The sequence below is a fragment of the Schaalia odontolytica genome, from assembly GCF_002847525.1.
Taxonomy (GTDB): Bacteria; Actinomycetota; Actinomycetes; order Actinomycetales; family Actinomycetaceae; genus Pauljensenia; species Pauljensenia odontolytica_B.
In genome coordinates, this window is record NZ_PKKM01000002.1 from 233,099 (window position 1) to 244,991 (window position 11,893).

At 63.8% G+C, this 11,893-nt stretch carries 10 protein-coding genes; 6 read left to right on the forward strand and 4 right to left on the reverse strand.

The genetic code is table 11. The annotated features are described in order from the left end of the window. Positions 1-29: 29 nt before the first annotated feature. From CYJ22_RS02125 to CYJ22_RS02135, 3 genes are read left to right on the forward strand one after another with little or no spacing between them, the layout of a single operon-like run. Positions 30-2,081 carry a hypothetical protein gene (locus tag CYJ22_RS02125; protein ID WP_101600723.1) on the forward strand — a complete coding sequence of 684 codons (2,052 nt, stop codon included), beginning with the start codon at positions 30-32 and terminating at the stop codon, positions 2,079-2,081. Positions 2,082-2,114: 33 nt separating this feature from the next. Then, positions 2,115-3,572, forward strand: a complete 1,458-nt coding sequence (locus CYJ22_RS02130) for a hypothetical protein (protein WP_101600726.1) — start codon at positions 2,115-2,117, stop codon at positions 3,570-3,572. Between the two features lie 30 nt (positions 3,573-3,602). Continuing rightward, on the forward strand, positions 3,603-5,024 hold the full coding sequence (locus CYJ22_RS02135; RefSeq protein ID WP_243390436.1) for a hypothetical protein: 1,422 nt from the start codon (positions 3,603-3,605) through the stop codon (positions 5,022-5,024). Between the two features lie 78 nt (positions 5,025-5,102). Here the strand turns inward: CYJ22_RS02135 and CYJ22_RS02140 are convergent, their stop codons facing one another. Next, on the reverse strand, positions 5,103-6,452 hold the full coding sequence (locus CYJ22_RS02140) for an MFS transporter (RefSeq protein ID WP_101600732.1): 1,350 nt from the start codon (positions 6,450-6,452) through the stop codon (positions 5,103-5,105). Between the two features lie 175 nt (positions 6,453-6,627). Between CYJ22_RS02140 and CYJ22_RS02145 the strand changes: the two genes are divergently transcribed. Next, positions 6,628-7,416 carry a hypothetical protein gene (locus CYJ22_RS02145; protein WP_101600734.1) on the forward strand — a complete coding sequence of 263 codons (789 nt, stop codon included), beginning with the start codon at positions 6,628-6,630 and terminating at the stop codon, positions 7,414-7,416. A gap of 85 nt (positions 7,417-7,501) precedes the next feature. On the opposite strand, the gene ispD is transcribed toward CYJ22_RS02145, so the two are convergent. The 3 genes from ispD to CYJ22_RS02160 form a co-directional block, all read right to left on the reverse strand. Next, positions 7,502-8,206: a 2-C-methyl-D-erythritol 4-phosphate cytidylyltransferase gene (gene ispD, locus CYJ22_RS02150; protein ID WP_007590160.1), complete on the reverse strand. Its 705-nt coding sequence runs from the start codon at positions 8,204-8,206 to the stop codon at positions 7,502-7,504. Beyond that, positions 8,190-8,708, reverse strand: a complete 519-nt coding sequence (locus CYJ22_RS02155) for a CarD family transcriptional regulator (RefSeq protein WP_007590187.1) — start codon at positions 8,706-8,708, stop codon at positions 8,190-8,192. Before CYJ22_RS02155 ends, ispD begins: the two co-directional genes overlap by 17 nt. 275 nt (positions 8,709-8,983) lie before the next feature. Next, positions 8,984-9,721, reverse strand: a complete 738-nt coding sequence (locus CYJ22_RS02160) for a phosphoglyceromutase (protein WP_034497170.1) — start codon at positions 9,719-9,721, stop codon at positions 8,984-8,986. A gap of 247 nt (positions 9,722-9,968) precedes the next feature. Between CYJ22_RS02160 and CYJ22_RS02165 the strand changes: the two genes are divergently transcribed. Both CYJ22_RS02165 and CYJ22_RS02170 read left to right on the forward strand, forming a co-directional pair. Further along, positions 9,969-11,180: an OmpA family protein gene (locus tag CYJ22_RS02165; RefSeq protein WP_101600736.1), complete on the forward strand. Its 1,212-nt coding sequence runs from the start codon at positions 9,969-9,971 to the stop codon at positions 11,178-11,180. Positions 11,181-11,228: 48 nt separating this feature from the next. After that, positions 11,229-11,687 (forward strand): DUF3060 domain-containing protein, encoded by a 459-nt coding sequence (locus CYJ22_RS02170; RefSeq protein WP_101600739.1) that lies wholly within the window; start codon positions 11,229-11,231, stop codon positions 11,685-11,687. Positions 11,688-11,893: the final 206 nt, after the last annotated feature.

Below are 11,893 nucleotides of genomic sequence, written 5' to 3' on the forward strand. Positions count from 1 at the left end.
CGGGCGCGGTTGCATGGTAGAAACGTCTCATGAGCAACGACGACTTCCCCCGCAGCCCCGACGACGAGGCGCCTTCTCGCCCCTCCGATGGACGGGACGGGGAGCCGTTAGCTGATACCCCGGATTTCCCCGAGTTTGGCGAGCTTCCGGGGTTTACTCCGCTGCCCGAGCTCGCCCCTCTGCCGGAGTTGGCCCCGCTGCCGGATTTCGATGATTTCTTCACTCTGACCCCGCCCGCCGACGAGGCGATCACCGAACAGGCACAACCAGAAGGTCCGCAGGAGATGGACCTGCTCGCGGGCCTCGCACCCCTGCCCGAGCTCGCGCCGCAGCCAGCCATCGCGCAGCCCCTCACGGAAGAGCCGACAGCGCCTGACGATGAGAAAGAGCCTATGGAGAGCGGCGTCGCCTGGCCCGAGGCGGAGGAAGCCCCAGCGCGGGACGTTCGCGGTGCCGCTGTGCTGGCCAGCACTTCCGTAAGCGCATTCGAGCTGCTGCCAGACGAGGCCACCTCGGAGGAGCCACAGCCTGCCTCGCGTGACGTCGCGTCCATAGCGGCCGCCACGGCCTCGTCGCGGAGGACGTCCGAAGGCGACCGGACGCCGACTGCGCTACGCGCCCCAGCCCCCGAGCCCTCGCGGACGTGGGTGGACAAGACGGCCGTCAAGCGGAAGCCGTCTTTCGTCATGATCGTGCTCGGCTGTATTATCGCGCTCAACGTCGCAGTTTCCCTCTTCTCTCCCGGTCGGAGCGGGTCGTCGTCAACGCCTTCGTCCCATCAGACCTCGTCGAGCGCCAGCGCTGCAACGAACACGGAGGTACGCGAACATGCGACGAACCTGCCGACCCGCGCGCCCGGGTACCGCGGGAGCGCCACGAACACGCATTCCATCTCTGCGCAGTGGGCCTCGGGCGTGGCCACCGCGTGGACGCTCGAGCTGCCCCCAGAGATGACTCGGTCCACCCCGAATATGTTCGTCGACGGCCAGGTCCTTTACATCGCCGCCACAGAGAGGATCACGGGCCAGAGCGGCTCCATCAGAGTCGTGGCCTACGACTTGTCCGGGGAGGAACCCAGCCTCCTGTGGGACACGGTCGGACCCACGGAAAATTCAGCGATCGTCACGTACGAGCCGGCGTTCCTGTCGAACGAAACCCAGCTCTTTTTCCACGACGTGGTCATCGACAAGGCCACCGGCGAACACACGCAAGCCCCGTGGGGCATAGAGATTCCCCTTGCGCAGGCCGAGGGCATCGTGGTGACTTGCACGCCACCGTCCACCTGCAACGGGTGGACGCAGGCGTCCGGCGAGTGGACGAACCTGTGGACGACGACCACGATCGCCCAGGCGTCCTACGCGTTGCGTGACCATGGTTTGGGCTACGCTCCCACGGGCACTACCCTCTCCGGCAGTGGCGCGCTCACATCCTTCCTGGTCCCCTCCCCCCACCAGGTATCCCCACAGATCATCAACATCCATACCGGCGAAACAACGACGCTGCCCATTCCCGATCAGTCAGGCTTAGGCCAACACGTCGAGGTGGCGACCGACGGCTTCGTCATCGTCGACGTCAGCCAGCAAAATGGGCTCCTTCTCGACAGCTCGGGAGCCCTCCAATCCACGTTCTCCACAGCAGGGTACCGACGTCTGCCCGCAGTCAGCCGTGACGGAAACCAGCCGAGCACCGCTGACATCAAGACCTTCATGACAACAAAGACCGCGAATTGGGCAACGGGAACGGTGAGCCTCGTGGGCGAGAACGACTGTTCCATCGAGGTCACCCTCACCTCCGATGGGTCGACGCACACGACCCCGGTCCCCGGCGTGCTGAGCCAGCACATGACCAGGACGTGCAGCTTCAGCCCCGACGAGGTCCGTGTGAGCGCGGACGCTTCGGTTCTGTACACCGACACCTTCACCTACCAGGACAAGAGCCGATACTTTATCGATACCGTCAACGGACACACCTACACATCGAACCTTCTCAACCTGCCAAAAAAGACCATGTGGGTCTTCGACGACATGATGATCGGCTTGACCGAGAGCGAGATCAAGGCGTTCGTGCCAGCGTCTTCGTAACAACACCACCCCCGGGTGTGATAGAAACTACTCATGAGCAATGGCGATCATTCGGGCACGAACACACCCTCGCGCGAGCAGGGCACCGGGATGGAGCGTCACGCGCCCACCAAGCAGCCTCCTCGTGAGAGCACACTGTTCTCGCTGCCGCGCATCGTGACCACCCTCGCCGTCATTGTCCTGATCGTTCTCGTCGGCAGATGGATCTGGCCCTCCGGCTCCACTGCCCCATCGTTGCAGCGAACGGCGCGAACATACGACGCAAGTGCCCCGACCTCGGGCTACAGCGGGCACGCGACCAACACGCATCTCCTGTCTCCCAACTGGGCTTCGGGCATTGAGACGGCGTGGCGACTCCCCCTCAACGCTGAGGATAAGAACGCTACCGTCTTCCTCTACGCCGAAGGAAGCACGCTCTACGTCACCTTCCAGTCCATTCTGGGATCCTCGAAGGCCTTGACCGCGCAGGCGTACGATCTGTCCGGCGCCGAGCCTCGCCTGCTGTGGGATGAGAAGAAACAGAAGCCCCCGTACATCGACACGTCCGCATTCGTCGTCACCGACACGGACATCGTGTTCAACTCCATCATCATTCACAAAGCAACCGGGCGGCTGTCCCACACCCCCTGGGAGAACGCGAAGCCGGTTGCCTTCGCTGACGGCATTGTCGTGACCTGCGACGGGATATGGACATGCAAGGGCTGGGCACGGGACTCCTCCGGATGGATGCAACAGTGGAGCTCCTGGACAGCAACGCAGGCCTTCGACAATCTGAGCTCGGACAGGATCACCCATCCCACCAGCAGGGTCATCACAGACAATGAGACGACGAGCGTACTCCTGCCGATCAAGACGAGCGAGCATCCGGCCCAGCTCATCGATCCGCGCACAGGAGTGGTGACAGACCTCGAGGATCCCACCTCCTATGACACGAACAACCCTCGTGGTGTGCTCCTCGCGCGCGACGGAGTCGTCGCCTACGACGACTACACAGCCCTCACCTTCGACGCGGGCGGATTCCTCGTGGGAGTACAGCCTGCCTCAACTGGCGGGCGCATGACGACGGACGACGGGACCCTCCCCTCCATCGCCGATATTCAGGAGTTTTTCTCTGGCTCAGCTCCAACGTGGGCAACAGCGACCGTGAAAACGGTGAACGGCGCAAAGGGAGAGCAATGCCCCTTCCTCACGGTCACCCCGACGGACGGTAGCCCCAGCCGCGCGGTATGCCCGGGCGACAACAACCTGAACCATACGTACGTGGCGTACTCATCCTCAGACATCCGCGTCAGCCCCGGAGCCGACGTGGTGTTCGCCCAGTTCAACACGCTACAGCGGAACAACGAGGACGTCTTCGTCGATACGAGGAACGGAAGCTCATACGTCTCCGAGGAACTCAACGCGGCCAAGGACCTCACCTGGGTGTTCGATGACCTCCTCGTCGGCGTCGTCGACGACACCATCGTGGCGTTCACGCCTCACTCGTCATGACGGCAGCGCTTGAAGGGGAAGGAAGGAATCGTGAGCGATAACTATCTGATGAGTCCAGATCCGAACGCGTCTCGCGCGCCTCGCAAGCGGAAGGGCCTCCTGTGGCTGCGCATATTTCTCCTCACCTGGGTGGCCTTCATACTGGCTTTTATCCTGAACATGTGCGACCAGCACGTCACACAGCACACCTGGCCGAGCGCAGACGTGAACTGGGGGAGTTCCTCTCTGACGGGCTACCACGGTACAGCGAAGGACACGCGCACCATCTCCCCGGAGTGGGCCTCGGGAGTTGCCGTCGCATGGACGCAGCCCTTCGATGCTGCAGCCGCGGCCCTTGCGCCACAGCTGTTCGCAGAGGGCCCCACCCTCTACGCGGTGTCCTACGGCCCGAACTCGAATGCCGTCACGACGATCTCAGCCTACGACGTGTTGGGCACCGAGCCGAGCGCCCTGTGGACGTCCACCGGGCCACGCCCACCGCGTCTGCGCGCCTACGCGTTCCCTGAGTTTCTCTCCACCGACACGTACCTCATCATCGGCCCACTCCTCGTCGATAAGACGACCGGCGAACAATCCCTGGCCCCCTGGGGCAACGAGCTGCCCATGGGAGTCGCCCAGGGTGTCCTGGTCACGTGCGACACCGTTGCGACCTGCAGCGGCTGGACGAACGAGGCGGGCACGTGGACCCAACGATGGAGCGCGAGGACCTCGCCTCAAAACCGCACCGGATTAACGTTCCTCTCCCCCATCACACACCCGACGGACGCGCTCACTGGCAGCGGGGAGAACACCTCGATACTCGTGCCCGTCGACGTGTCGCACGCTGCCCCGCAGCTCATCGATCCGCGCACCGGGGAGCTACGGACCCTCGGCACGCCCCCATCGAAGGACGAGGAGATCAAGCCTCAGGTCACGCTTGCGAGCGACGGCGTGGCCGTGCTGAGAGACGGCAACACAGTGACCGCCTACGATCCGAGCGGCACCGTCGTCGACACGTACAAGATAACAATCCAGTGGGTCCGTCCCACGAGCGACAGCTCATTGCCGACACTCGAGCAGCTCAGATCTTTCTACATGAAGGAGACCACGCCCTGGACGACGAGCTTCGTCAGCGCCGAGGGAGCCACCGATCACTCGCCACCGTCACTTGAGGTCTCCACGTCCACCGGCGAGTCCCTCAGCATGCACCCTGACGGGGCGTTCCTGAAGGAGAGCAGCCAGCCCAACTTCTTCTCGTCTGTCGCGATGCGCTCCAGCGCTGACGGCAGCGTCCTCTACCTTCGGGGCGCGGGTCCCGCCGGCACTCCCGCGTTCGTGTTTGCGATGGCGGACAACGTGACGAACAGGTCGGAGCAACTCGACGAGGCCACCAACCTCACGTGGGTCTTCGACGATCTCCTCGTGGGCGTCACGAAAGACGGCCTGGTTGCCTTCACGCCCGACCGCGACTAAGAGGACAGGAAAAAGAACGTCCCCGACGCCCGAGGATCACTCGGTTGCGTCGGGGACGTGCCGTAAAAGGCGAGCCGCTCACTCCTCCATGTGTGCCAGGGTCGCGCGGTCCGCCTTCACCGGGATCGTGAGGGCCAGGCCGACGCCGAGGATCAGCATGATGCCAAGGATGCCCCAGTAGGTGTAGTCCTCGCCGGCGGGGGTCATGCGCTTGCCGAGCATGAGGAAGAGACTGTACATCGCGGGAGCCATGAAGGACACAGCGCGGCCGGTCGTCGCGTAGAGGCCGAAGACCTCACCCTCGCGGCCGGCGGGGATGATGCGCGACAGGAAGGAACGCGACGCGGACTGGGTGGGGCCGACGAAGACGCACAGGACCAGGCCAAGAGTCCAGAACACGACGGGGCCGCGGGCGTGCAGGAAGAAGACGCCGAAGCCGGCGACGACCATCGCGCACAGGGACAGGATGATGACCTTCTTCGGGCCGATCTTGTCGTCGACCCACCCGAAGGCGACGGTCGCGAGGCCGGCGACGATGTTCGCGGCGATCGCGAAGATCATGACCTGGCTGGCGGTGAAGCCGAAGGCAGTCTTGGCCAGGACGGCGCCGAAGGTGAAGACGCCGGCGAGGCCGTCGCGGAATACGGCGGAGGCAATGAGGAAGAAGAGGGTGTGCGGGGCCTCGTTCTTGAGGGTGCGCACGGTGCGCCACAGGAGCTTGTAGGAGTCGATGATCGACTCGCCGTCGCCGCCGGTCTGGACCTTCTTGGGCAGCGGCGGGTTCACGATCACGGGAATCGCGAAGCCGCCGAACCACAGGGCGGCGATCACCATGGAGATGCGGATGTTCAGGTGCGCGTCGGTAGGCACGCCCAGCAGGTTCACGCCAATGAGGCCGACGTAGAGGATGAGCAGCAGGACGATGCCGCCGATGTAGCCGGCCGCCCAGCCGAAGCCGGAGATCTTGCCGCGGTCTTCCTTCTCGCCGAGGTGGTTGAGCATCGCGTTGTAGTTCACCGAGGCGAACTCGAAGAACACGTTACCCAGGCCGAGCAGGGCAATACCCAGCATGAGGGCACCCTGGGGCCCGAGGACCGACTCGGGGTGCACGAAGTACATGGCGAGCATGCAGACGACGACCGCGCCCGTGAACCATCCGAGCCAGACTCCGCCCCGGCCTCGTCGGTCGGCGCGCTGGCCGGTAATGGGGGCGAGCAGGGCGATGAACAGGCCCGCAATCGTCATGCCGTTGCTGAGCCACGTCGAGGCCGTGCCCGAGTCAGTAAAGACACCGTCGCTGGTCAGGTAGGTCGTGAACACGAAGGTCGTGGCGACCGCGTTGAAGGCGGCACTGCCCCAGTCCCAGGCCGCCCAGTCGACGACTTTGCGTGTGATGACGCGATGTGGGGTGGTGGGCGTTGTGCTCATGGGATCGGGCTCCTTCGATGGGGAGTGCTCGGAGGCGCGTGTGCGCCCAGGGTGAAACTACCACGTTTCGTAGCTCACTTACTCCTCGGGCCACCCCAAGGACGAGGCCGGGGAACCACCAGCGCGACCTGACCGCATGTCATATGCTGGTATGTCACCCTGGAAGGAGAAGACGATGGAGCAAAGCCCGATGTTGAGCGTTCCCGTTGCCGGCGGGCGCCAAATGGAGCCCCTCACCTGGTATTTCATCGCAGCCGCTTGTCCCGTCGCGGTGATCTTCTTGTATTTCTTAGGCGGGATTCTGCCGCCCAGCTTGCTCGTCTTGTTGTTTATCTATTGCCTCCTGATAGGCCCAGCATCCCTCGTGATCGGCATTGCGGAGTCCATTCGCCGACGCAGGGGGCCGGTCGTGCACGCGGAGCCACGAGGAATGGCACTCTATCCATCCCTTATTCAGGTTCGTGTGCGTCGCTACTCCTACGCTTTCGGAATCACCGCCGGACCGATCTCCCTCATCGTCGAGCTAGCATTTCAGGTCCCGATCGTGCACGCGATCATTCATATTTTCTGCGGATTCCTCCTATCAGCAATTTCTTTCATGCTGTGCGTCATCAATCCGTGGCGCCCCTCTTGTATTCACCGCGGCCCATTCATCGTGTTCTCACCCGATCATATGGAGATTCACCCGCTCACAGACAGCTCCCCGACGCCTATCCCGTGGGACATGCACCCCCGCATTGAAGGTTTCACCGTGGAGGATTATGCCTTCTTCCCGTGCATGCATATGCATGTCTCCGTGGACGGCCTAGAGGACAACCTGGTCTTTGATATGACGGGATCCCCCATGCGCTTCGTTCTGCTGCGGCGCCTCATCGACTACTTCGTCGACAAGCCGGAGGAACGCGCGAAGCTCGGTCGGCTGGAGGGCGCGCAGCTCGTGCGTTCGCTCCTGACGGCTCGCTGATGCATGTCGCCGCCCTGGCCGCACTAAGGCGCGAGCAACGGACCTTCTGCCGGAACGTAACCAGCTCAGGATTCTAGGCGCTCGTTTACTCGGCTGCGAGGATCTGCACAAGGGCCAGGTCGAGGGGGCGCGTGACCTTCATGGAGCGCTCGTCACCCGCGACGGTCTGGACGGAACCCCCAATGGCCTCGACGAGACCGGCGTCGTCGGTGGCCGCAGCCGCCTCGTCCGCACCCAGGGAGGCACCCGCCTCGTGCGCGCGCATAAGGACATCCCACCGGAAGCCCTGCGGGGTCTGCACGGCCACCATGTCGGAGCGACGGGGCGTGCCCGTCACGATGCCGGCGGCATCCACGGTCTTGAGGGTGTCGGTGACGGGCAGGACGGGAATGACCGCGCCCGCGCCGCCGGCGACCGCGTCGATGACGCGCTCGGTGACCTGCGAGGGCGTCAGGGGCCGCGCCGCGTCGTGCACGAGGACGACCGCGTCTGCGTCGCGCTCGCCGAGGGCGGCCAGGCCAAGGGCCACCGACTCCTGGCGCGAACGATCAGAGCCGGCGACGACGGTCAGGCGGTCGATATCGGTCAGGGCGCGCTGAAAATCCTCGATGGACGAGGCCGGGGCCGTCACGACGATCGCCCCCACTCCCCCGGCGCGTAGGCCGCGGGCCGCCCACCACACGAGGGGGCGACCCGAGAGTTCAACGAGGGCCTTCGGACACTCGCAGCCAAGGCGAGAACCGGAGCCTGCGGCCGTCAGGACCGCGCAGGACTCACTCTTCGACGGCATCTTCTTCGATCTCGATGCGACCCTCAGCCAGGACGGCGTCGAGGCGCTCGGCGGCGGCGGACTTTTCGATGTTGCGCGCCAGGGCCAGCTCGGAGGTGAGGATTCCGCGGGCCTTCGTCAGCATGCGCTTCTCACCCGTGGACAGCTTCTTCAGATCGTCGCGGCGGGTCAGGTCACGCACGACCTCGGCGACCTTGACGATGTCGCCGGTGGCGATCTTCTCCTGGTTCGCCTTGAAGCGACGCGACCAGTTGGTGGGCTCCTCGATATAGGGGGCGCGCAGAACGGAGAGGACCTCTTCAAGGCCGTCCTCGTCAACGATGTCGCGCACGCCGACCATGTCGACGTTTTCGGCGGGGACCTGAATCTCGAGGTCGCCCTGGTTCACGCGCAGCTTCAGGTACGTCCGCTCCTCACCACGAATGGTGCGCGTCATGACCTCTTCGATCGTGGCTGCGCCGTGGTGCGGGTAGACGACCGTCTGACCGATTTCAAACGACATGGATGGACTCCTGAGTGCTTGCGTGGATAGCACAACTATTCTACCAGCTGGCGAGCAAAACCGACCCGTACAGTGTGAAAGCTCAACGTTACACGCATACAAGGATCGACACAAACCAACTTCAAGCACGACCGCAATTCGTCCCAGCATGCGACCCTGCTCACGGTCAAACGTGCACCATAAGGACGGTCATCACACCCAAAAACGCGCAGGATTCTGGGCATAACGAAGCCCCGGCCTCGCCCATGCAGACGAGGCCGGGGCAACGCGTCAGATCACTTGCCCTGGTTGGCAACCGCGGCGATCTTCGCCTCGGCCTCGGGATCCAGGTAGGTGCCGCCCTTCTTAATGGGCTTAAGGGTCTCCTCGTCGAGCTCGTACACCAGCGGAATACCGGTGGGGATGTTGACGCCGGCGATGTCCTCGTCGGAGATCTCATCCAGGTGCTTGACGATGGCGCGCAGCGAGTTGCCGTGCGCGGCAATCATGACGGTCTTGCCGGTCTTGATCGCGGGAACGATGGTCTCATCCCAGTAGGGCAGCAGACGCGCGATGACGTCCTTGAGGCACTCGCTCATGGGGACGGGCTCACCGGCGTAGCGGGGATCCTGATCCTGCGAATACTCGGAGCCGGCCTCGATGGCGGGCGGGGCCACGTCGAAGGAACGGCGCCACAGCATGAACTGATCCTCGCCGTACTCGTCGCGGATTTCCTTCTTGTTCTTGCCCTGGAGCGCACCGTAGTGACGCTCGTTGAGGCGCCAGTTGCGCTCAACGGGGATCCAGTGGCGATCAGCAGCGTCGAGGGCGAGGTTCGCGGTCATGATGGCGCGACGCAGCATCGACGTGAACAGGAGGTCAGGCTTCACGCCCGCTTCCTTGAGGAGCTCGCCACCGTGGGTAGCCTCCGCGCGGCCCTTGTCCGACAGCGGAACATCCACCCAACCGGTGAAGAGGTTCTTTGCATTCCATTCGCTCTCGCCGTGGCGGAGCAGCACCAGTTTGTAGCTCATGTCTCCATTCTCCCACAGGTAGGGGCCACCTCCTACACCCCGTGGCGTTGATCACGCCACAGCTTGGACAGTCCCCCCACCACCCCCACCCGAGGCATCGAAGCCTTGTTCGAACAAACACCCCGGACATACCCTGATTATCCCCTGACCGGCACGTCATTTTCCCCTGACAGCCTTGATATTCCGCGGTTTTACATAATTACCGGAACAGTGTGCGCGTGATTCTATTTCCCGTACGGTTAAGAACATGAACATCACACGACGTACCTTGGCAGCCTCCACTCTCATCGCTGCGACCGCTCTCGCCCTCGGCGCCTGCGGCTCCTCGAAGCCCCAGGCAACCGACACGTCCCCCGCCGCGGACCCGACGACACCGGCGGCCACCCAGTCGGCCACGGCCTCGTCCGTTCCGACCGTCCCCGGATACCGCCCCGGCGAAATCCCCCCGATCCCCCTGTTCGCCGTCCCCTCCATCGACGTCTTCGCCTCCAACGCTGACAAGGCCATCGTCGATTCCGCATCCAAGACCCTCAACACGGTCCCCGGCATCACTGTGTCGCCCGCCAAGTGCGACGGCACCTCCCTCGTGTCCGGTACGACAGTCTTCGGCGGTGACGGCTCGGCAGTCTCCTCCTCCGACAATGGCACCGTCGTCAACGACGGCCAGGGCGGTGGCACCATCACCGAGGGGCCAATTTCGATCATCTACGGCGGCGACGGTTCTGGCACCTACTCCAACGCCGAGACGATGGTGTCCCTCGTTGTGAGCGCGGACGGCTCCGGCACCTACTCCACCCCCACCACGAACATCAGCCTGGACGGCCACGGTGGCGGCAACTACTCCATCAACACGGAGATGGAGACGATCACCATCGAGGCCGACGGCTCCGGCGTCTACTCCAAGGGAACCGCCACGATCATCAACAACGGTGACGGCACCGGCAGCTACACGGACGAGAAGCTGACGATTATGAACAACGGCGACGGCACCGCGACCGTCAACGGCAAGGACGTCAAGGATGCGCCGAAGGTCGAGAAGATCGGCAAGCTCGGCAAGTTCCCGCCCGTCGCCAACCTCAAGCCCGTGGAATCCTGCGGCACCGTCATCACCCTGGAGGACGGCGTCCTCTTCGACTTCGGCAAGTCCGACATCCGCCCCGAGGCCGCCCAGACCATCAAGTCCCTCGCGACCGTGCTCTCCAGCAACAAGGTTCCCGCTGCCCACATCTACGGACACACCGACTCCATCTCGGACGAGGCCTTCAACCTGCAGCTCTCCCAGGAGCGCGCGGATGCCGTGATGGCCGAGCTGAAGAAGGACGGCGTGAGCTCCACCCTGGACGCGACCGGCTACGGCGAGTCGAAGCCGGTGGCCCCCAACGAGAACGCCGACGGTTCGGACAACCCCTCGGGTCGCGCACTCAACCGCCGCGTCGAGATCTTCATCCCCGCGTTCTAGTACCCTGACTAGCGCTTATCTACGACCGATCAACGAAAGGGAGACACCATGTCCCTGAAGTCCCTCCTTCCCACCGCGGCCGCCGTCGCCGTCGCCACCCTGGCTCTCGCGGGCTGCTCCATGACCACCAACGTGTCCGGCGGCGACTCCTCCGCCCCCACCTCCTCTTCCTCCGAGGGCACGGACCATTCCGGCCACGACCACTCCGACAAGTCCGGCTCTGCGGAGAAGTCCGACGCTTCCGGTACCTTCACGATCGATGAGTCCAACGCGCACGTCGAGATCCCCGCGGGCACGAAGACCGTCGTCATCAACGGCTCGAACAACCACATCGAGGGCGAGGCCGTCTCCGAGATCACGATCAACGGCTCCGCGAATGCCGTCGAGGTGAAGTCCGCCAGCAAGGTCTCCTTCACCGGCTCCAATAACACCGTCCAGTACGAGGACGGAAACGCTCCTCAGGTTGGCAGCGACTCGGGCGCGAATAACGCCGTCGCCAAGGGCTGACATTTTCAACAGGTGAGGGGCGGTGCGCTTGATCCGCACCACCCCTCACTGCATGAATACAAATTGTGGGTACGCACACTGCGTACCCACAATTTGTATGACTAATGTGGCTCTTCATAATTGAGGGTGTAGTTGGGGTCTGAATCCTCCGGTTTCGAGGAGTGCTCGGGTGATGTAGTGGTTGAGGTTTCGGAATCCGAGTGCGG

Bases quoted from the DNA above. Each gene is read 5' to 3' on its own strand.
- CYJ22_RS02125 (WP_101600723.1), top strand. From the start codon at position 30: ATGAGCAACGACGACTTCCCCCGCAGCCCCGACGACGAGGCGCCTTCT.
- CYJ22_RS02130 (WP_101600726.1), top strand. From the start codon at position 2,115: ATGAGCAATGGCGATCATTCGGGCACGAACACACCCTCGCGCGAGCAG.
- CYJ22_RS02140 (WP_101600732.1), bottom strand. From the start codon at position 6,452: ATGAGCACAACGCCCACCACCCCACATCGCGTCATCACACGCAAAGTC.
- CYJ22_RS02145 (WP_101600734.1), top strand. From the start codon at position 6,628: ATGGAGCAAAGCCCGATGTTGAGCGTTCCCGTTGCCGGCGGGCGCCAA.
- ispD (WP_007590160.1), bottom strand. From the start codon at position 8,206: ATGCCGTCGAAGAGTGAGTCCTGCGCGGTCCTGACGGCCGCAGGCTCC.
- CYJ22_RS02155 (WP_007590187.1), bottom strand. From the start codon at position 8,708: ATGTCGTTTGAAATCGGTCAGACGGTCGTCTACCCGCACCACGGCGCA.
- CYJ22_RS02160 (WP_034497170.1), bottom strand. From the start codon at position 9,721: ATGAGCTACAAACTGGTGCTGCTCCGCCACGGCGAGAGCGAATGGAAT.
- CYJ22_RS02165 (WP_101600736.1), top strand. From the start codon at position 9,969: ATGAACATCACACGACGTACCTTGGCAGCCTCCACTCTCATCGCTGCG.
- CYJ22_RS02170 (WP_101600739.1), top strand. From the start codon at position 11,229: ATGTCCCTGAAGTCCCTCCTTCCCACCGCGGCCGCCGTCGCCGTCGCC.